The sequence below is a fragment of the Acinetobacter sp. 1294243 genome (assembly GCF_000588015.1).
Taxonomy (GTDB): Bacteria; Pseudomonadota; Gammaproteobacteria; order Pseudomonadales; family Moraxellaceae; genus Acinetobacter; species Acinetobacter pittii.
Genome location: NZ_JFXG01000018.1, coordinates 34093 through 56016 on the forward strand (window position 1 = coordinate 34093; position 21924 = coordinate 56016).

At 39.6% G+C, this 21924-nt stretch carries 18 protein-coding genes; 7 read left to right on the forward strand and 11 right to left on the reverse strand.

Annotated elements, in window-relative coordinates; translation table 11 throughout:
- Positions 1-46: 46 nt before the first annotated feature.
- From J655_RS20675 to J655_RS20690, 4 genes are all read left to right on the forward strand, one after another.
- On the forward strand, positions 47-1570 hold the full coding sequence (locus J655_RS20675) for a 3-hydroxyacyl-CoA dehydrogenase (protein WP_032052953.1): 1524 nt from the start codon (positions 47-49) through the stop codon (positions 1568-1570).
- A 14-nt stretch (positions 1571-1584) separates the two neighbouring features.
- Positions 1585-2790 carry a 3-oxoadipyl-CoA thiolase gene (locus J655_RS20680; RefSeq protein WP_032052954.1) on the forward strand — a complete coding sequence of 402 codons (1206 nt, stop codon included), beginning with the start codon at positions 1585-1587 and terminating at the stop codon, positions 2788-2790.
- Positions 2791-2899: 109 nt separating this feature from the next.
- Positions 2900-3742, forward strand: coding sequence for an IclR family transcriptional regulator (locus J655_RS20685; protein WP_032052955.1), 843 nt, complete (start codon positions 2900-2902; stop codon positions 3740-3742).
- A 63-nt stretch (positions 3743-3805) separates the two neighbouring features.
- Positions 3806-4978 (forward strand): MFS transporter, encoded by a 1173-nt coding sequence (locus tag J655_RS20690; RefSeq protein WP_032052957.1) that lies wholly within the window; start codon positions 3806-3808, stop codon positions 4976-4978.
- Between the two features lie 58 nt (positions 4979-5036).
- Here J655_RS20690 and J655_RS20695 read toward each other — a convergent pair whose 3' ends face one another.
- Complete coding sequence (locus J655_RS20695) at positions 5037-6008, reverse strand: NAD(P)H-dependent flavin oxidoreductase (protein ID WP_032052959.1); 972 nt, start codon at positions 6006-6008, stop codon at positions 5037-5039.
- A gap of 230 nt (positions 6009-6238) precedes the next feature.
- Here J655_RS20695 and J655_RS20700 point away from each other — a divergent pair, with 230 nt between their 5' ends.
- Complete coding sequence (locus J655_RS20700; protein WP_032052961.1) at positions 6239-7048, forward strand: enoyl-CoA hydratase; 810 nt, start codon at positions 6239-6241, stop codon at positions 7046-7048.
- Positions 7049-7114: 66 nt separating this feature from the next.
- Here the strand turns inward: J655_RS20700 and J655_RS20705 are convergent, their stop codons facing one another.
- Both J655_RS20705 and J655_RS20710 read right to left on the reverse strand, forming a co-directional pair.
- Entirely contained in the window at positions 7115-7960 is an 846-nt protein-coding gene (locus J655_RS20705) for an IclR family transcriptional regulator (protein ID WP_000996082.1), read from the reverse strand.
- Positions 7961-8146: 186 nt separating this feature from the next.
- Positions 8147-9364 carry a CaiB/BaiF CoA transferase family protein gene (locus J655_RS20710; RefSeq protein WP_032052963.1) on the reverse strand — a complete coding sequence of 406 codons (1218 nt, stop codon included), beginning with the start codon at positions 9362-9364 and terminating at the stop codon, positions 8147-8149.
- A gap of 331 nt (positions 9365-9695) precedes the next feature.
- On the opposite strand from J655_RS20710, the gene J655_RS20715 reads away from it, so the two are divergent.
- On the forward strand, positions 9696-10847 hold the full coding sequence (locus J655_RS20715; RefSeq protein WP_032052965.1) for an acyl-CoA dehydrogenase family protein: 1152 nt from the start codon (positions 9696-9698) through the stop codon (positions 10845-10847).
- Between the two features lie 61 nt (positions 10848-10908).
- Positions 10909-12159: an MFS transporter gene (locus J655_RS20720; protein WP_032052967.1), complete on the forward strand. Its 1251-nt coding sequence runs from the start codon at positions 10909-10911 to the stop codon at positions 12157-12159.
- Between the two features lie 215 nt (positions 12160-12374).
- On the opposite strand, the gene phnX is transcribed toward J655_RS20720, so the two are convergent.
- The 8 genes from phnX to J655_RS20760 all read right to left on the reverse strand — a co-directional run bounded on the left by phnX (position 12375) and on the right by J655_RS20760 (position 21293).
- The gene (phnX, locus tag J655_RS20725; protein WP_017385554.1) at positions 12375-13190 is read right to left on the reverse strand and encodes a phosphonoacetaldehyde hydrolase; all 816 of its coding nucleotides are present in this window, start codon (positions 13188-13190) and stop codon (positions 12375-12377) included.
- A gap of 36 nt (positions 13191-13226) precedes the next feature.
- Positions 13227-14414, reverse strand: coding sequence for a 2-aminoethylphosphonate--pyruvate transaminase (phnW, locus tag J655_RS20730; RefSeq protein ID WP_032052969.1), 1188 nt, complete (start codon positions 14412-14414; stop codon positions 13227-13229).
- Between the two features lie 26 nt (positions 14415-14440).
- The gene (locus J655_RS20735; RefSeq protein ID WP_032052971.1) at positions 14441-15595 is read right to left on the reverse strand and encodes a TIGR03364 family FAD-dependent oxidoreductase; all 1155 of its coding nucleotides are present in this window, start codon (positions 15593-15595) and stop codon (positions 14441-14443) included.
- Between the two features lie 102 nt (positions 15596-15697).
- Entirely contained in the window at positions 15698-17407 is a 1710-nt protein-coding gene (locus J655_RS20740; RefSeq protein ID WP_032052973.1) for a putative 2-aminoethylphosphonate ABC transporter permease subunit, read from the reverse strand.
- A complete protein-coding gene (locus J655_RS20745; RefSeq protein WP_032052975.1) occupies positions 17401-18603 on the reverse strand; it encodes an ABC transporter ATP-binding protein in 1203 nt (400 codons plus the stop codon). The genes J655_RS20740 and J655_RS20745 overlap by 7 nt, the downstream gene beginning before the upstream one ends.
- A gap of 22 nt (positions 18604-18625) precedes the next feature.
- On the reverse strand, positions 18626-19663 hold the full coding sequence (locus J655_RS20750; protein WP_032052977.1) for a putative 2-aminoethylphosphonate ABC transporter substrate-binding protein: 1038 nt from the start codon (positions 19661-19663) through the stop codon (positions 18626-18628).
- A gap of 91 nt (positions 19664-19754) precedes the next feature.
- Positions 19755-20477, reverse strand: coding sequence for a UTRA domain-containing protein (locus tag J655_RS20755; RefSeq protein WP_032052979.1), 723 nt, complete (start codon positions 20475-20477; stop codon positions 19755-19757).
- Between the two features lie 195 nt (positions 20478-20672).
- Positions 20673-21293 carry a LysE family translocator gene (locus J655_RS20760; protein ID WP_032052981.1) on the reverse strand — a complete coding sequence of 207 codons (621 nt, stop codon included), beginning with the start codon at positions 21291-21293 and terminating at the stop codon, positions 20673-20675.
- Positions 21294-21924: the final 631 nt, after the last annotated feature.

The following is a 21924-nucleotide window of genomic DNA, read 5'->3' on the forward strand; positions in this document are numbered from 1 at the left end:
TTTTCCGTTTAATTTCAAATATAGATCAATAATCAGGATGATCGACATGACTTATGATATTAAAAGCATGGCTGTGATTGGTGTAGGTGTCATGGGCAGTGGTATTGCTCAAATTGCTGCACAGTCAGGTCATACCACTTATTTATATGATGCCAAAGCAGGTGCAGCAGAACAGGCAAAAGAAAAACTGGCTGCTACATTTCAAAAGTTAGTCGACAAAAATAAAATTACATCTGAGCAAGCGACAGCGGCAAATAACCATTTAATTGTTGCTCATCAAATTAAAGATTTAAAAAATTGCGACCTGATTGTAGAAGCAATTGTTGAACGTCTTGATATCAAACAAAGCTTGATGCAACAACTTGAAGATATTGTTTCGGATAATACTATTTTAGCCTCAAACACCTCTTCTCTTTCTATTACAGCCATTGCGGCAAACTGTAAAAAGCCTGAGCGTGTTGTGGGTTATCACTTTTTTAACCCAGTTCCACTCATGAAAGTGGTCGAAGTCATTCGTGGTTTAAAAACAGATCCACTTATTATTGATACCTTAAACGATCTGTCTCGTGCATTTGGTCATCGCCCTGTTGTAGCGAAGGACACCCCTGGATTTATTATTAATCACGCGGGCAGAGCTTATGGAACAGAAGCGCTTAAAATTTTAAGTGAAACCGTCTGTGATATCAGTGAAATTGATCGAATTTTACGTGACGGCGTTGGTTTTAGAATGGGTCCTTTTGAATTACTCGATTTAACAGGTCTTGATGTTTCTCATCCAGTCATGGAGTCGATTTATCACCAATACTATGAAGAAGCCCGCTACAAACCAAACCCGCTCACCAAACAAATGCTAGATGCCAAACAACTTGGACGTAAAGTTAATCAAGGTTTTTATAACTATGAAACCGGTTCAAAAACAGGTGAACAACCTGCCAAGTTTGTAGAGCGTTTAGCGCAATATCCAAAAGTTTGGGTAGCTGCCGATTTCCCAGAAGATAAAAAACAGCTCGAAGATTATTTAACTCAGCAAAATATTGCCTTAGACACTCACCCTGAACCACAAACAGATAGCTTATGTTTACTCGCTTGTTATGGTGAAGATACAACTCAAGCGGCTACTCGCCTTGGGGTTAATCCTGCGCAAGCTATTGCTATAGACATGCTTTATGGCATTGCAAAGCATCGAACCTTAATGCCATCACTTATTACCAAACCTGAATACCGTCAGGCGGCTCACTCTATTTTCAATCTAGATGGAAATCTGGTGAGTATGATTAATGAAAGTATCGGCTTTGTTGCGCAGCGCGTTTTAGCAATGGTCATTAATTTAGGCTGTGATATTGCCCAGCAAAATGTTGCCACTGTAGATGATATTAATGCTGCGGTTCGTCTTGGCTTAGGCTATCCATTTGGTCCAATTGAATGGGGCGATCAAGTCGGCAGTGAAAAAATCTTACTCATTCTGAACCGTATAACAGCACTTACGCATGACCCGCGTTACCGCCCTAGCCCGTGGTTACAGCGTCGTGTCGCACTTCATTTACCTCTTACTTTTACTCACGAGTCTTGAAAAGGAATTTCTCAATGTTAAATGCATATATCTATGATGGTTTGCGTAGCCCATTTGGCCGCCATGCAGGTGAACTTGCCTCAATTCGCCCTGATGATTTAGCCGCAACTGTCATTCAAAAACTATTAGAAAAAACTGGTGTACCGGGTGCTGATATTGAAGATGTGATTTTAGGTGATACCAATCAAGCAGGTGAAGATAGCCGTAATGTGGCACGAAATGCTCTATTACTTGCGGGATTACCAGTCACTGTTCCGGGCCAGACAGTAAACCGCCTATGTGCTAGTGGTTTAGGTGCTGTGATTGACTCAGCACGTGCTATTACTTGTGGTGAAGGCGAACTGTATATTGCAGGTGGTGTAGAAAGTATGTCACGCGCACCCTTTGTAATGGGTAAAGCAGAAAGTGCTTATAGCCGTGATGCAAAAATTTATGACACCACCATTGGCTCTCGCTTTCCAAATAAAAAAATTATTGCTCAGTACGGCGGTCATTCAATGCCTGAAACAGGTGATAACGTTGCAGCCGATTTTGGTATTAGTCGTGAGCAAGCAGACTTATTTGCAGCTCAATCACAAACTAAATATCAGAAAGCCAAAGAAGAAGGTTTCTTTGCCGATGAAATTACTCCAATTGAGGTTTTCCAAGGCAAAAAATTGCCACCTAAACTCGTTTCAGAAGATGAACATCCTCGCCCAAGTTCAACTGTTGAAGCACTCACAAAGTTAAAACCACTCTTTGAAGGTGGCGTGGTTACAGCTGGTAATGCCTCAGGGATTAATGATGGTGCAGCAGCCCTGTTGATTGGTTCAGAAGCTGCGGGGCAAAAATATGGCTTAAAACCAATGGCAAAAATCTTGTCAGCCGCGGCTGCAGGTATTGAACCGCGCATTATGGGTGCAGGCCCGATCGAAGCCATTAAAAAAGCAGTTGCGCGTGCGGGACTTACTTTAGATGACATGGATATTATTGAAATTAATGAGGCCTTTGCTTCACAGGTTTTATCTTGTTTAAAAGGTTTGGATGTTGATTTTAATGACCCGCGTGTGAACCCCAACGGTGGTGCAATTGCTGTTGGTCATCCACTTGGCGCATCTGGCGCTCGTCTTGCATTAACAGTAGCCCGCGAGTTAATTCGCCGTAAAAAGAAATATGCCGTGGTGAGCCTCTGTATTGGTGTAGGTCAAGGTCTTGCAATGGTGATTGAAAACGTTTCATAACCATTCAACCAGATATCCATTCATCACAACAGCGCAGTGATGAATGGATTTATTTTGCAGAGCGAAATATAATGGCAAAACTATTGCTTTAATTATATTTGAGGATCGAATGTCTCAAAACATGGAAACTGAAAAACCAATAAATTTTGATGAGATACGTTTAGATCCTATTTCGCATATACATCGGGAAAACAACCCGCAATTTATTGCTTCTTTAGCACGCGGTTTAGAACTTTTAAGATGCTTTTCTGCAAATAATCAGGTGCTTGGCAACCAAGAATTAGCAAAAATGACAGGTTTACCTAAACCGACCATTGCACGTATTACCAATACCCTTGTGTCATTAGGTTATTTAAAACAATTGCCTAACTCGACCAAATATACATTAGATATTGGCGTTTTATCTTTAGGATACGCAGCTTTATCTAACATCTCGATTCGTAATATTGCTCATCAATATATGGAAGAGATGAGCCAGTATGTTCAAGCGCCTGTGGCGATGGCAACACGTGACCGCTTAAATATGGTGTATATCGATGTTGTGCAAATTGAAACAGCCTTAAATATGCGCCGTCCAATTGGTTCGACTTTGCCAATTCATAGTAGTTCTATGGGCCGAGCATGCTTGGCTGCGACCCCTGAACGTGAGCGCAATTTTCTACTTGATGCGTTGAAACAAAAAAACCCCGAAAACTGGCCAGCCATAAAACGCTCATTAGAACGAGCTTTCCGTGATTACCAAGATTATGGATATTGTTTGTCTTTAGGTGAGTGGCATAAAGAAGTGAACTCAGTGGCTGTACCTTTGGTCAGCTCGAAACACGGTCTTTATGTTTTTAACTGTGGTGCGCCAAGTTTTCATTTAAATCCGGAAAAACTTGAAGGTGAAATTGGACCACGTTTAATCCACATGGTGCACAATATTCAAGATGCTTTGAATGAAACGCACTAACAGTCGTGCTTAAAACAATCATGGTTGTGTTGATTAAAGTTCCACTTTCATTATGACTAAGGCATGATGAAAAACGCACTCTATACCCCAACCATTATTTTAATGGCAATTGCCGCAGGCATTTGTACAGGTGGAAATTATTTTAGTCAGCCACTTATTCATTCAATTAGTGTAAGCCTAGATTTAACTGAAACAACTACAGCGTGGGTGCCAACTCTAGCCCAAATCACCTACGCATGTGGCTTACTCTTTTTAATGCCGTTGGGTGACATATTAGAAAAGCGCAAGCTGCTATTTATCTTTATGTTATTGGCTTCAAGCGGATTAATTATTAGCGGGTTTTCGCACAATATTTATCTTTTACTGCTTGGTACTGTCATTACTGGCCTATTTTCTAGTGCAGCCCAACTGTTGTTACCGCTTGCTGCAAGTCTGGTTCCAATTCAACAAAGCGGTCGTGTCGTTGGCTTTCTACTGAGTGGACTGATGATGGGGGTTTTACTCGCCCGCTCCCTTTCTGGGCTGATGTCTACACTTTTTGCATGGAATATTATTTATCTGGTCAGTGGTTTTCTGTTACTCATCATTGCCATTATTTTGCATCGTAATATTGGGTTATTTCCACCGACTAAATCTGAAAATTATGTAAAAACTATTCGCTCTCTTCCACAGATTTTTATTCAAAATCGACGGTTAAGAACCAGAACTTATATTGGTGGTTTTACATTTGCTTGTGTAAGTTTAACCTTTACCACCATGTCTTTGCTTCTGGCTCCAGCGCCCTATTTTTTTAGTGACTTTACCATTGGCCTTTTCGGTTTTGTTGGCGTGTTAGGAACTTTCGTTGCCAATTTTTCAGGCAAATTTATTGACCAAGGCTATATTCATAAAATTTCAATTTATTGCGGCGTTGGCCTTATTTTAAGTTGGGTTCTGTTTTCACTTTTACCCTACCATTTCGCCTTTTATATTATTGCCTTACTTATTCTCTACGCTTCTCTTTCTGCGGTGCATGTCACCAACCAAAGTATCGTATTTAAACTTAATCAAGAATTACGCTCACGTTTTAACGCGATTTATATGACGGGGTATTTTGCTGGCGGCGCTTTAGGAACAACGGCAGGAAGTTATGCTTGGAAACACTTCGGATGGACAGGTGTCTGTATTTTGGGCTTAATTTTTGCCGTTTTATGTCTTTATTATTGTGTACGTGATGCAAAAAATCAGCACAATTAAAACTTGTGCTGATGTATATAAATTAGGCTAATAATGAGTTATAGAAGCTAAGATAATTCTATAAAAGTCCTAATAAACGCCCACGAATAATATCTTCTGCATCTTTGACAATTCGAGTTACCAGTTCATCGCATGTCGGAATATCATGAATCAAGCTTGCGACTAAACCGCATGACCATGCACCTGCATTTACATCGCCATCAATCATGACTTTTGGATAAACGCCAGCCACTTCTTCAATAATATCTTCAAATTTAATGTTATCGCCAAGTGCTTTTTCTTTTGCTACGATTTTTTCGACGGCCGCATTATTCATGACACGTTCTGTATTTCGCAAAGCACGCATAATTAAACGCGTGTCTCGTTCGGTTGCATTCAAAATCGCCTGTTTCACATTTGCATGTACGGGAGCTTCCTGAGTCGCAATAAAACGCGTTCCCATGTTAATTCCATCGGCTCCCATCGCTAATGCAGCAGCGAGTGAGCGTCCGTCTGCCATTCCACCTGAAGCAACAAACGGAATTTCTAATACATCGGCTGCTAAAGGCAATAAAATCATATTTGGCACGTCATCCTCACCAGGATGCCCACCACACTCGAAACCATCTACAGAAACTGCATCACATCCAATTTGCTGAGCTTTTAAGCTATGTCGAACCGAAGTACATTTGTGAATTACTTTAATACCAGCAGCCTTTAAATATGGCATCACCTGTTCAGGATTACGCCCTGCTGTTTCTACAACCTTGACTCCCCCTTTAATAATTGCCTCTACAAAACCCGGATAATCAGGGGTATTCACCGTAGGCAAAAAGGTTAAATTTACCCCAAAAGGCTTGTCGGTCATTTCACGGCAACGTGCAATTTCTTTTGCTAGATTTTCAGGAGTACGTTGAGTTAGGGCAGTAATAATCCCTACCCCGCCTGCGTTAGAAACCGCAGCAGCCAGCTCTGCAAAACCAACATAATGCATACCGCCTTGAATAATTGGATGCTCGATTTCAAATAGTTCTGTAATTTTGGTCTTCATATTCTTTCCACTCACTGTTCTATAGCTAGCTTCTCATTTCCTTAGCAGAGCTAGATGCTTATTTACTCATAAATCCTATCAGCATTTAAAGCAATTTAAGTTAAAAATTTCACAATACAAAATTTTATACCACAATATAAAACAAAATAATTGATAACGGAATTACTTTTCGATAGCATCATTTCAATCAGTTGAAATTTTAAACGGAAAGTTATTTAAAGGAATGAATCATGGAGCAGAACAACAAAACTCAAAACGAGCTTAAAACAGGCACAATTCATAAATATTTTGATAGAAATATACTAACGCTCACCATGAGTAATCCAACTAAAAAGAATGCGATTAATTACGAAATGTATGCAGCCCTAAGTCAGGCCTTAGATCAAGCTGCAAATAATCAAGATATTCATGTCGTTGTGCTTACTGGTGAAGACTCCGCATTTACGAGTGGTAATGATGTCAATGCATTTGAAAAACGCGATACCACTAGTTCAGAACCGCCCGCTTCGATTGTTTTCTTAAAAAGCTTAGCAACGTTTCCAAAACCGATTATTGCTAAAGTAAATGGTGTGGCAATTGGTATTGGCAGTACTATGCTTCTACATTGTGACCTTGTGTATGCAAGCCAAAACTCTATTTTTCAGTTTCCCTTTGTGAATTTGGGACTTGTACCCGAAGCGGGTTCAAGTTACATCCTGCCAAGACTATTGGGCTTTGCTCGAGCTTCCGAGATTATTTTATTGGGTGAAAAGTTTTCGGCAGACCAAGCAAAGAATTATGGTCTAGTAAACGAAATATTTGATGCAACTGGGCTGAATCAGGCAGTTGAAGAAGTAGCAGTTAAACTCGCTCACAAACCTAGCCAAGCCTTACAGCTCAGTAAAAAGTTACTAAGAGATATGCCAATCGATGATCTGCTCAATCGTATTGACCATGAGTCGACTATTTTCTCGCATTGTTTACAAGGTTCCGAGTTTAAAGAAGCATTAAATGCTTTCAAAGAAAAAAGAAAACCGAACTTTCACAGCCAAACAACCTAAAACTCGCCCATTAAAAAGCCAGCCTTGAAAAAACAAAGCTGGCTCTTATAAGTAAATCAGATACGTTTAGCTAATCTCAGTACGAATATTATTCACCATGTGTAAAAGACGCGGTGCAATATCTTCTTCGAGTTTTTCACGGTTCATAATAAAGCTTGGACCGCCACAGTTAAACACCAGCAAACCATGTTGTTCATGAATCAGTGGAACTGCAACCGAGTTCACGTCTTTATGCCATTCACCGATTGAAAAACAATATCCAAAATCTTGGTAGTCTTTAAAAGCTTTGTCTAAATCACGGTTAATTTTGATCCAATCTTCTTTGTGCTTACTACGAATGGCATCAAGTAAAAATTCTCTTTCATCTTCGGGCATTGCGGCTAAACATGCACGTCCCATCGAACTTAAATGAATCGGTAAATAGGTTCCAACTTGACGGCGCATGGTCATATTGCCTTTGCCTTGCACCACATCAAGGTAAATCATATTGAGTCGATCACGTGTTGCCATGGCTACAGCAGCGCCAGCATAGTCTGCCAAATTTTTCATATATGGATGAGCAATAGAGCGAATCGACACGTTAGACAGCATCGAATAACCAAACGCAAGAACACCAACTGAAAGCTGGAATTTACTTGAGTTAGGTACTTGTTTGATATAACCCAAACGCGACAAGGTATGTGTGAGGCGAGTAATGGTTGGTTTTGGTAAACCTGTCATCTGAGCAAGCTCTTGGTTGCCCAAATGTTGATGCTTCGGTGTAAAACAACGTAATAGCTCTAAACCACGTGCTAATGCAGTAATAAATTGGCGATCATTTTCATCCTGCATGTCTTCAATCGGATGTAATAATTCATGCCTTAAAGGCGCTAATAATTTTTCTGTCTGTTCTGCATCTACTGCATCGTTCATTGTCATACCAATCCATATTTTGTTTCGCACTGCGAAAATTATAATCTATTTTTTCTATAAATAGCAAAAGAGCAAACATCCGAGTCTGCATCTAAAAGATAACTTCATTTAACTCATTAAAGCGAAAGATTAAATATTTTATTTTCTGATTTTAAATATAATTTTAACCTTCCGCTTTTAAGCCACCTACCCAATTACACCTTTTTCTTTGAGCTCAGCCAGTTTTTCTGAAGAAACCACTCTTCCCAAAACGGCCTGCGTATGTTCTCCCAGCAGCGGCGGTGCTGTTTTGTATTCAACGGGTGTTCTAGAAAGTTTGATTGGTGAGCCAATTACCTTCAATTTTTCACGTTGAGGATGATTCATCTCGACCAGCATTTCTCGAGCAATGACTTGCGGTTCTTGAAAAGCTTGTGCCAAGTTATTAATCACACCAACGGGAACTTTAGCGGTATAAATTGCATCGACCCATTCATCTGCTGTTTTTGTTAAAAAGTGAGTTTGTAAAATTCCGATAATTTCATCACGATGCTTGATTCGGTCCGCATTTCGAGCAAAACGTGCATCATTTGGTAAATCGGGTAAACCAATACTACGACAGAGTTGAATAAACTGAGTGTCATTTCCACATGCAATAATAAAATCACGGTCAGAAGCTTTGAACACTTGATAAGGCACAATATTGGCGTGTGCGTTGCCATAACGCTTAGGGATATTACCCGATGAAAGATAGTTCATTCCCTGATTCGCCATTGTGGCAATTTGAACATCAAGCAAGGCCATATCAATGTATTGGCCTAAACCCGTCACATGGCGGTCGAGTAAAGCAGCCTGTATGGCAATCGTAGAATAAAGACCAGTGGCTAAGTCAGAAAATGCAACGCCTACTTTTTGTGGTCCACCGCCGGGCAAATCATCACGCTCGCCAGTGACCGACATGAGTCCGCCCATGCCCTGAATAATAAAGTCATAACCGGGCTCTTCTGCTCTTGGGCCATTTTGACCAAAACCTGTTATAGAGCAATACACCAGTTTAGGGTTAATCGCAGATAAAGACTCATAGTCCAAGCCGTACTTTTTTAAAGACCCCGCTTTGTAGTTTTCAATCACGACATCGGTGTCTTGAATGAGGGCTTTAATCAATTCTTGACCATCAGGACTCGCAATGTCGATGGCAACCGATAGTTTATTGCGGTTGGTCGACTGATAATACGCAGCTTCTTGAGTGTCTTGGCCTGAGTCATCTTTCATCCAAGGTGGCCCCCAAGAACGGGTGTCATCACCGACTTCCGGTCGTTCAATCTTGATTACTTCTGCGCCTAAATCGGCAAGAATCTGTCCACACCAAGGTCCAGCCAATACCCGACTTAAGTCAAGCACCCGAATTCCATTTAAAGCACCCATCTTTATCCCACTATATTTTGTGAATCATTTCCTATAGGAAAACTTATCTATTTAAAATTTCGCATAGCGATATATATTTTTAATATACACAGCTCTTTTTAAAAATCAAACTTTAATTTTCCACTAAAAATAATGATTTTTTATAAGAAAATATAGCTTAAATAAATCAATAAATTAGCCAAACATAAATCAACAACAAAGTATCGCATTGCGAAATTAATTTTCAAAATATATTGTTTTGCGTTCATCGTTTGATTACTATCGCTTCAAATATTGGTGATTTTACGAACATCACATTGATGTTTTTAGTATGTAGTAAAAGGACGAGACTATGATTCGAGATCAGGAAACCTTAAATCAACTTGTTGATATGATTCGACAATTTGTTGAAGGTGTATTAATTCCTCATGAGAATGAAGTCGCTGAAACGGATGAAATTCCTCAAGATATTGTTGAGCAAATGAAAGCTCTCGGCTTATTCGGTTTAACCATTCCTGAAGAGTACGAAGGTCTTGGCCTGACGATGGAAGAAGAGGTCTACGTGGCTTTTGAGTTAGGTCGTACCTCTCCTGCTTTTCGCTCTCTGATTGGAACCAATAATGGGATTGGCTCAAGTGGCCTGATTATTGATGGTACTGAGGCACAAAAATCATTTTTCTTGCCGCGTTTAGCGCGTGGTGAAGTGATCAGTTCTTTTTGCTTAACCGAACCAGATGCGGGTTCTGACGCTGCCTCTTTAAAAACCAGCGCAGTAAAAGACGGTGACTTTTACATTTTAAATGGTACTAAACGTTTTATTACCAATGCTCCTCACGCTGGCGTATTCACAGTCATGGCACGTACAAACTTTGATATTAAAGGTGCTGGTGGCATTTCTGCGTTTATTGTCGATAGCCAAACTCCGGGGATTTTTCTTGGCAAACGCGATAAAAAGATGGGGCAAAAAGGTGCACATACCTGTGACGTCATTTTTGAAAATTGTCGCATTCCTGCTTCAGCGCTCATTGGTGGTGTAGAAGGTATTGGTTTTAAAACGGCCATGAAAGTACTCGATAAAGGCCGTTTGCATATTGCGGCTTTGAGTGTCGGCGCAGCAACACGAATGCTAGACGACTCTTTAAATTACGCCATCGAACGCAAGCAATTTGGACAACCGATTGCCGAATTCCAGCTCATTCAAGCCATGCTTGCCGATTCAAAAGCTGAAATTTATGCCGCTAAATGTATGGTCTTAGACGCTGCACGCCTACGCGATGCAGGACAAAACGTTAGCACTGAAGCCTCATGCGCAAAAATGTTTGCAACAGAAAGGTGTGGCCGCGTCGCTGATCGCTGCGTACAAATTCACGGTGGTGCGGGTTACATCAGTGAGTATGCGATTGAACGTTTTTATCGCGATGTGCGTTTATTCCGTCTTTATGAAGGCACGACCCAAATTCAACAAGTGATTATTGCCCGAAACATGATTCGCGCTGCGTCTTAATCAAATTTTAAGCGCTTCAAAACGACTTGAAGTGCTTTTTATCAAATGTAGGTAATGGATTATGGCTACAAATTACAAAGAAGGTCTTTCTCGTATACAGCCTCATACGTGGAAAATAGCTTTTATTTTTGCTTTTCTAGCACTGTTGGTAGATGGTGCAGATTTGATGATGCTGTCTTATAGCTTAAATAGTATTAAGGCAGATTTTGGATTAAGTTCAGTACAAGCAGGTATGCTTGGCAGTTTCACATTGGCAGGCATGGCTGTTGGGGGAATTTTTGGGGGATGGGCGTGCGATAAATTTGGTCGTGTGCGCATTGTGGTTATTTCTATTTTAACTTTCTCGCTCCTCACCTGTGGCTTAGGTTTCACTCAAAGCTTTCTTCAGTTTGGTATTTTAAGATTTTTTGCATCACTGGGTTTAGGTTCACTTTATATCGCCTGTAATACCCTCATGGCCGAATATGTCCCAACCCGTTATCGCACCACAGTACTGGGCACTTTACAAGCAGGTTGGACGGTTGGCTATATTGTTGCGACTTTGCTTGCAGGCTGGATTATTCCTGATCATGGCTGGCGCATGCTGTTTTATGTTGCGATTATTCCGGTCATTATTGCTGTCCTCATGCATATTCTTGTACCCGAACCAGAAGCATGGCAAAAGTCTCGACTACAACAACCAGTGGTGGCTCAAAATGCTCAAAAAACTTCGGCATTTAAGCTTATTTTCCAAGATAAACGAAACCGCAATATGTTTATCTTATGGGCTTTAACCGCAGGCTTTTTACAGTTTGGCTACTATGGTGTAAATAACTGGATGCCGTCATACCTTGAAAGTGAACTCGGTATGAAATTTAAGGAAATGACCGCTTATATGGTAGGTACATATACCGCCATGATTTTAGGTAAAGTTCTTGCGGGCATGATGGCCGATAAATTAGGGCGTCGCTTTACCTATGCTTTTGGTGCAATCGGCACTGCTATTTTCCTACCTTTAATTGTTTTTTATAACTCTCCAAGCAACATTTTATATTTACTGGTGACCTTTGGTTTCCTCTACGGCATCCCGTATGGCGTAAATGCCACCTATATGACCGAAAGCTTTGCAACAGCAATCCGCGGTACAGCCATTGGTGGTGCTTATAACGTCGGACGTTTAGGTGCTGCTTTAGCCCCTGCAACGATTGGTTTCTTAGCCTCTGGCGGTTCAATTGGTTTAGGTTTTGTCGTGATGGGTGCTGCCTACCTAATTTGTGGCGTGATACCAGCCCTATTTATTAAAGAAAAATTATATGACCCTCAAAAGTCATAAAAAGATCTATCACATAGGTCATATGCCTATCTGATTGATGGTGCTAACAATCGAAACATGTGTTTTAAATCGTTAGCCGGAAATAAGGAATTTACTCCTCAAAGTTACTCCTTATTTCCACATATGTAGAGTGTATCTACTCTTCATTTTAATTTTTTAGGTAAGCTTAGCTCCCAAGGGAGCTAAGCTTAAAAATATATAAACCTAAACTTTGTTTAAGGTCGTTCACCCTGCCCCAAACGGCGTTCAATATCATCGAGTACATTTGGCAAATCAGCGACACTATCAATCACATAGTGAGCCCCCGACGCATTCATTTTTTGGTATGCCTTATCTTTTAGCACAATCTGTTCATCAGCCGATAATGCACTCCACTCTTCATAGCTCAAGCCGACTTCATTACCACTAATCGCAAGTCCTACTGTCCAGCACCCTGCGTTTAAACCTTCGTCAATACCCACCACGGTATCATCTACTTTTACAACGGTTTTAATATCGGATACATCGAGTTGAATTAAGTTCTTCCACAACATTTCAGGATATGGACGACCATATTTCACGTCACTTGCCGTAACGATACAGTCCGGTCGATAGCCCTGATCGGCAGCATCTTTGACCAAACGACCAATCATCATGGATGCATATCCTGTATTACTACCAATTTTTGCACCACGCTTTTTAATATTTTCAAACGTTTCTAATGCACCCGGAATTAAAGCAGAACATTTCGGAATAGAATTTAACTGGTACGGAATAAAGTCTTTATATAAACGGTCAATATCTGCTTCAGTTGCCGCCTGACCATATACTTCCTGCCATGCAGTCGCTACACGCGGCATTTTTAAAACTGCTGCAATATGGTCACGTTTTTCTAAACCCATTGGCGCACGCGCCTCTTCGACCGTAATTTCAATTTTATTGTCTTTAAATAAAGCCATAAAAGCCAAAATCGGTGCGCGTGAACCAAAATCTACAGTTGTGCCAGCCCAGTCAAAAACCACAGCCTGAATTTGTGTATTGTTGGTCGTCATGGTGTATTCCCTTTAATTCAAATGTTTTAATAAAAATTATGCTGTTACAGCTTGATTTAGATGGTTTTCACAGTAGCTCGCAATCGCAGCAAGAAGCCCTTCAATGTCATGAATATAAACTTCGCCAATATTGCCAATACGGAAACAATTAAGGTCAGTGACTTTGCCCGGATAAATTACATAACCTGATTTTTTCAGGGTTTCGTAGAAGGACTGAAAGCTAAATGTCTCGGCTGTTGGGTAAAGGAATGTGGTAATAATGGGTGATTGGGGTGCTTGATTGCCTAATACCAATTCAAAGCCTAGTTGTTGCATACCTTTAGATAAGGTTTGTTGGCTCTGTAAATAACGTTGATAACGTGCAGCAACACCGCCTTCTGCCTCAAGCTCAAGTAAGGCTTGATAAAAAGCACGCACCACATGGGTTGGCGAAGTAAAACGCCATTTACCGTTATGCTGCTCCATCGTATTCCACTGGTCATACAAATCGAGACTTACTGAACGAGCTAAACCTTTACATGCTTCTAGGCAATCACGCTTTGCCAAAATAAAACCAAAACCCGGAACACCTTGAATACATTTATTTGCACTTGAAATTAGAAAATCAATTTCAAGCTCAGCAATATCCATAGGCACACCACCAAATGAACTCATGGCATCCACAATCCAGATTTTTCCTGCCGCTTTAACTAAACAGCCAATGTCATGAATCGGGTTTAAAATTCCTGTGGTGGTTTCACAGTGCACACAAGCAACATGGCTAATGGTTTTATCTTCTAAAACGCGCTCAATCTCTTGTAAATCTGGTGTCTGGGTTTCTAAATAGTTCAGCTCGATCACTTCAATATTTAGGCAACGCACCATTTGCACCATACGTGCACCGTATGCGCCGTTATTAATGATCAAGATTTTGCCATTACCCGGAATAGCTGACCCAAGTACAGACTCCACAGCAAAACTTCCACTGCCTTGCATTAACACAGCTGTATATTTTTCAGATTGGCTGGTTGCCAAGTTGACCAGTCGATTACGAATATCTTGTACCAGCGAGTTGTATTCTTGGTCCCAAGTACACCAGTCTTTTTGCATTGCACGGCGTACTGTTGCCGATGTTGATAATGGTCCTGGAGTAAGAAGCAAATACTTGTTCTCTAAATCCATATCGAGTTGGGGTTGCATGTTCATAATGTTACTCATTTCTTTCGCGTTCATTTCAATATACATCAATCTGGTTTAAACCAGATGACAAACTAGTAAATATTTTGTTCTAATATTTCTTTCATAAAGCCAGCCCCTGTAGTCATGCCTTTGCCAGCAATCGCACTCACCAGAAAGATATTTTTTTCAGCTTCAGTGACACAGGCCAACTCATGTTCATGGGTCAGGTAATAACCATTCCAACGTTTTTGAATTGGAGGTAAAGTCAGCCCTACTTTTTCGTGGCAGTACGTTTGAATAAACTCATTAATCTCTTCGCGTTGCTCGAACTGAGGCGCTTCATTAATCGGATGATATTCGTGGCTATCGCCTACGATCAGTTCGCCAAATTCATTTTGTTTAATCAAAATATGAATACCGAATTCTTTAATGAAACCTTGTTGTGACGCTTTAACCAACTCAGTATGACTTGGGCAAATTTCAAAAGCTGGATAACGTGAAATAGATAAACCTGAATAAAGAGAAGCATTTAAGTTTTGGTGAAACCGTTGTGTCAGAGCCATTTGTAGGCCACAACGTTTCAGATTTAAACTTTGTAAGAGATCTGGATATAAAATATCGATCACTTCACCGTAACAGATCAAAACGTTATTTGCCCGATATGCCTCGCCACTTGCCAAACGAACCTGACAAATTTCATGTTGATATTGGGTTTGAACGACACAAGCATTGGTATAAATCTTTACGCCTTTTCTTTCGGCATATGCCAATAGTCGCTGCCCAATCACATGCGGTTCGACCGAATAGTCTTCTTCAAAAACCAAACCGCCTTGAAACTGCTGCTCGGGGTTTAAATAAGAAAATTGGGTGACCAGTTCCTCATGCTTTAGCAAATGAACTAGAATTTGATGGTTATTTGCACGCTCGGCAAACTCATTTAAAACCTGCCATTCAAGTGCAGTGTTTGCGAGATAAACACCTTGTCGTTGAGCAAACGAAATATCGGTTTCAGCTTGAATACGCTGATAAAAAGAACGCGTTTCAAGCGCGTACTTTCGCCACTGTTGCTCTGGATGGGTTAATGTCGAAGTTCCGACCATGCCGAAATTACGACGAGTTGCCCCCACTGGTTTGGCATTTTTCTCGAAGATACAGACTTTTAAACCTTGCTCTTGTGCCTGTATGGCAGCGGATAGACCTAAAATACCGGCTCCGACAACAATTAAATCAAACTGTGCGTTATTCATAAGACTTCCAATTTGCGAAATTTAGGATGAATAAACCCTTGCCTTGTTGAACAAAGCATTTTCATTTCAGTCGGTTAAATAAAAATTGTGTTTAGCTAAAACTTAGTGAGCGCTTTCACGCCATTGCTGACTTCTTGCCATAATTTTTCGGGTAAATAACCAGTGAATGAGTTTTACAACACATGAGGTGGTTAAAATTAGAATGCTCATGGCAACAGCAGCAACCGTGTCTCCCGCATCATCCATATTTAAAACGGCTACCGCCGCTAAACTGGTGTCTGGTGAATAGAGGAAAATGGCAGCCGACACAGTGGTCATGGCATTCACAAAAACATAGACCGACACATCACATAGCGCTGGAAAACACATGGGCAAATATACTTTCCAAAAGGTTTTCCACTTCGATGTTCCTAGAGTTTGTGCTGCCTGATCGAGCTGTAAAGGAATCTGTTTAATGGCATTGGTTAAAGTCAGGTGTGGCACGGTGTAATAATGCACGATGGTTGAAATCACCAAAATGGTCATGGTTCCATACAGCACATTTAAAGGGTTGCTTTGCTGGTTAAAAAACAAAATATAAGCAATACCCAGCACCAACCCTGGTACAGCAAGGGGTAATAAAACCAAAGCTTGCACATAGTTTTTAATGAGTGGGTGTGCCTTAAAACGTTCGGTTAATAGGGCCACCATAAAAATCAGTGCTGTTCCAAAAACCGTACTAAAGAGTGCCATACGAACCGAGTTAAAGTACGCTGCCCAACCGCCGCCATCGACATATTCAAAACTGTAATGTGCTAAGGTTAAAGACAAATCATAAGGCCAAGACTGAATGAATGAAGCCAGCACTGCCGTAAAGATAATGAGTAAAATCGCACCTGAAACCAACCCACAAAATAAGCTCAGAACGACTTCAAGTTTTTTGTTCGATGTTGAGATATAAGGTTTAGCCTGAAAAGCTTGAAAACGTGCATGGCGTTTGCTTTGAATACGATCGAAAATGAATACAAAAACTGCTGGTAACAACAATAAGATGGAAATTACCGCACCCATGCTCATACTTTGCTGACCAATAATCTGTTTATAGACATCAAGTGCCATCATATTAAATGAACCGCCAATGACTTTCGGAATACCAAAATCGGTCAGCACATAAATAAAAGCCACTAGACTTGCACTGATAAGTCCATACCGAATTGCAGGTAGCGTGACGTGGTAATGCGTCTTCCAGATATTTTTGCCGAGCGACAAAGATGCCTCAATTAAACGCTGATCGACACTGCGAAAAGACACCATCATCAACATCAAAATTGCTGGAAATAGCCAAAAGCAATAACTGATTAAAATACCGATTGACCCATAAATTTGTATATCGCCCAGTAAAGGTTTAAACACACCTTGCTTACCAAACAAATAAACCAATGCCAAAGACGGTAAAAGTGACGGCGCTAAAATGGGTAAAAAAGCGACCACTTTAAAGAAGCCTTTGCCTTTTATATTTACATTGGTGAGTGCAAAAGCATAAATACTGGCAAGAAATACTGTAATGACAGTAGCAGCACAAGCAACCCACATCGAGTTAAATATAGAGCTGAGTAAAGCTGGACTTGCAAAATAATTATAAAAATTTTCAAAGCCAACAAGATTTTGATTTTCATCAAAAAAAGCTGTTTCAAACAGCATCATTAAAGGAGCAATAATCGCTAAAGTCAAAGCGATTGCGACCATAGCCAAAGCAATATTTGATCTTAATGAATATTCAGTTTTTCGACGCGGCTGTGTTTTTAAAACCGCTGAAGCAGCTTCATTTAACATAGTGCGTACCCTTGTTCGTCAAAGACATGAATGAGCTGATTAGGCACTTTTATAAACATGAGTTCTTGCAAAGTTTTGAACTTGGTATTTTCAATTTCAATTTGCAAAAGGTGTTTGGACTGCTCAATTCCATCGATATAAATAGCGCAAAATAAACGGCGTTTTGCGCCTAAAAATTCAGTGCTTAATACTTTAACTGGCAAATACAACGACTCTTTATCACTGCCAAAAGCATCAACCAACTCGACAGCTTCCGGTCTGAAACCAATGCTGTAGTTTTGCCCTGCTTTAAGTTTTTGCTGTTCCAAATTTAGAGGAATAAAACCCAAAACCTCGAGCTGATTAACTACCGAACAAGTAGCTACCAAAAAGTTCATGGTACCAATAAACTTTGCAACGAATTGGGTTTGTGGCTTGTAATAAATATTGTGCGGGGTATCAATTTGCTCAATGACACCATGATTCATGACTACAACACGGTCAGAAATGCTTAATGCTTCTTCTTGATCGTGTGTGACCATAATGGTTGGCAAATTAAGCTGCGATTGAATCGAACGGATCTTTTGTCTTAGGTTTAGACGTACCTGAGCATCGAGTGCAGACAATGGTTCATCCAACAGTAAAATATCAGGCTTCGGTGCAATTGCCCGAGCAAGCGCAACACGTTGCTGCTGCCCACCCGACAATTGATTTGGATATTTTTTAGCAATATCGGGTAATTCAATCAGTTCTAATAATTGCTGAACTCGTTGACTACGCTGTGCCTTATCCCATTTCTTTTTGTCTAAGCCAAACGCAATATTTTCTTCAACGTTTAAGTTTGGAAATAACGCATAGTTCTGAAACACAATGCCACAGTGACGCTTTTCAGCACTCAACAACGTAATGTCTGCGCCCTTTTTTATGACTTTTCCATAATGAGGTTTTTCTAGACCCGCAATTATGCGTAGCAATGTGGTTTTACCGCATCCAGAAGGTCCCAAAAAGCTCACGAACTCGCCAGCTTTAAGGTCTAAATTAATATGCGTTAGGGCCTGAAAGTGTTGGAACTTTTTTTGAATATCCACCACTTCTAAAACTGAGGAGCCATGTTCAGGATATTTATAGGTCGTTAAGGTCGACAATAAATGCCCTGCTAACTCGGCCTTTTGGTTTTGACCTAGCAGCGATGACTGCAATGACGAAGGAATTTGCATAATAAGGCCTTTATCCAAAAGATCACTTTTCAAAACGCTTTGACCATTCAGCCAAAATACGTTCACGCTGCTCGGCCGCCCAATAAAAATCATTTTTTACGAGCATTTGAGGAAGGTTTTTCGGGAAGTCCATAGTGGTATTTTCAATTCCTTTGTAGGCCACCATTGAAAAGTTATGGGCATAGGCTTCATTTGCCGCTTTGCTTACCGACCAATTTATAAATTTCTGTGCGCTACTTAATTTCTTGGTTCCTTTCACAATTGCTGAGGCTTCCATTTCCCAGCCTAAACCTTCAGTTGGATAAACCACTTCTAAAGGTGCACCCTCTGCTTTTAATTTAAAGGCTGGATAGCCGAAAGAAATTCCAATTGGAATTTCGCCTTGTGCAGCCATCTTGCAAGGTTTTGAGCCCGAATGAGGATATTGTGAAATGTTTTTATCTAAAGCCTGCATATAGTCCCATGCCTGCTTTTCGCCCCAAATTTGCATCCAAGCCGTGACATCTAAATAGCCTGTGCCACTCGAAGCTGGATTTGGCATCACAATCAGGTTTTTATAAATCGGGTTGGTTAAATCTTTCCAAGTTTTTGGAATTGGTAACTTACGTTTTTCTAATTCGACTTTATTTACACAGATTGCAGATTCCCATGCATCCATACCCGTCCAAGTCGGTACAGGTTTTTGGCTTACAAATTCTGGTTTTAAATTTTGCACACCTTCAGGTTTGAAAGGCTCAAGCATGTCTTTCTTTTCCATGACCAGCAAACTGGTTAAAGCAACACCAAAAACCACATCCGCTTGAGGATTTTTCTGCTCTGCCAAAAGTTTAGCGGTGATCACACCTGTTGAATCACGTACCCATTTTACTTTTAGCTCTGGATAGGCTTTGTGTAATTCTTTTTGGTATTGCTTAAGCTGATCGGCTTCTACTGCCGTATAGACTGTAATTTCTTCTGAGTTTTTTGATGTTGCTGATGAACATCCCATTTGAATAGCGACCACTACACCTAAAACTGATGCAGTGCCGAGTTTGATTGTCTGTTGAACATACTGTTTCATCTGCAAACCATCGAATGCAATTATTTGATGATCGTATTTCAACAGCTTTATATGACAGTTTAATTAATCTGGTTTAAACCAGATTGTATTTTTATGCTCGCGCTTCGAAATGTAAATCTAAAACATCATGTAGCCAATATTCTTGGTCGACATCAGTAATTACGCCTTCTTCATTTCTATTACTACGACGAATATATAAACCTAGTGCACCTACATTGACATGCAATGCTTTGGCCTGCTGTTCCGATAAAGCCGTTGGATAGAGGTTAATGTCGGCTCTGGTGATATGGCAGTTATATTGATTTGCCATGAGTAAAGTAATCGATTGCTTAAGATCATGAGTTAAAAACTCAGGGAAAAACTCGGCATTCACACGTAAATGCTCAACCAAAACAGGGCGACCATTAATACAACGACGTCGCCAAACCGAATAAATCGGATGCCCTTTTTCAACTTTTAAATGCTTGGCATCCCAAGAAGTAGCCTGAGTCAGTTCACTCGAAATCACTTCTGTCGAAGGTTCATAGCCTTGTTCAATCACAAACTGATTAAAGTTTTTTGTTGATTGCGGGTGATAAATAATACGAGGAGAACGAACATACCAACCACGGCGATCTAAGCGATAAATCAAACCATCAGTTTCCAAAGCCAACAAAGCCTCACGTGCAGCAACACGAGTGGTTTGGAATTGTTCAGAAAGCACCCTTTCTGAAGGGAGTTTTGCGTGGGCTTTTAATACACCCGATTCAATATCGTGGGCAATTGCATCGCGGATAGGAATATATTTAGGTATGCGAGCTTGGTCCTGTTCCATACAAACTTAGAATTTATAAATAAAGAAATTAATAGCAATATACTGAAAAAATGTGACAAAAGCTTTTATTAATGCTGATCTTTTAAGCAAAATACATCCTATTACCCGCTTTTTTCCAATTCATTTTTTCATAAAAAAATAGACCATGTTAATAGTACGATCGTGATGAAAAGTAGAAATTCCAACAATACAAACTCACACCCCCACCTGCGCTATGCTTAAAACAGCAATAGATAAGAACAAAAGCGGTGGAACATAATTAAACCATAATGCTCTTTGTATAATAGTTTTTAATTTTCGCGCCATTGCTCCAACTGTCACATTCACACAAATACCTCCAAAATTAAAAATTAGCCCATATAAGAGAAAATACAGCCAAGCTGGGTAAGAATCTGAAGGTACAAATTGTGGTAACAAGCTAACAAAAAAGAGGCCAATCTTTGGGTTAGATAAATTAATTAACATCCCTTTGCTAAATGTATGGCGGGCTGATTCTGAAGAGTTTTGAGAAAGAATATTTGGGCTTTGTATTGATTTACGTTTGGGCCACGACAGATATGCTAAATAAATTAGATATAAAGCCCCCATAAATTGAATAACTTTGTATAGCATAGGAGTTTCTTGAAAGATAACCATTAACCCAAATGCCGTTAACAAAACATAGAAGAAGACACCAAACTCTACCCCTGCTGCTGCCTTTAATCCTGCTTTTATTCCATATTTTGATGATTGATTTATTACATAAATCATAGCAGGACCTGGTGATAGATTAATAATCAACACAGTTATAACAAAGGTTAAAAAATTATAATTCACACCTATTCTTCCATTAAGTATTTCTTAAAAATATAATTATTTAGAGAAACTTACTTAGAGTTCACCTTCATTAAAGAAGTTAATTTGACAATTTTAAATAAGAGAATTCTTGGGTATCCATCCATCTACTCATTAATAATTATTTATTAATATTTTCATAGATGAGCTTTATATTCTAACCACCAGACTTATCAAAAAGCTCATTATTTAATCTCTCAATAGATATAGGGATTCACTTAAAAGTTGATTCTTAGATATCGTTTACGATTAACTGATATCTACATTACTATCTTTCAGAATTAAAATATAATAATAAATAAAAACTTACAATCATATTCACAACTATAAAAAAACTATTTTTTCATTAAAGTTATTATATACTTCTTATCTTTATTAAAACTAAAACATTTAAATACCTAATTAAATATACCTTAATATTTTGATCTTAATTTAGCCATAACAGTGGATAAAAAATTAGCTCAAACAAGGAAACTAAATCCTTTAGTTGCGTTGTCTCATGAGAATTTAAATCTCAATTTTACTACCTAATGTCAGGTAATTATTTATTTTGGCTAACAAATATTTTATTTAAAAAAATTAAATTAATTTATTAGTGATTTTAAAAAATAAA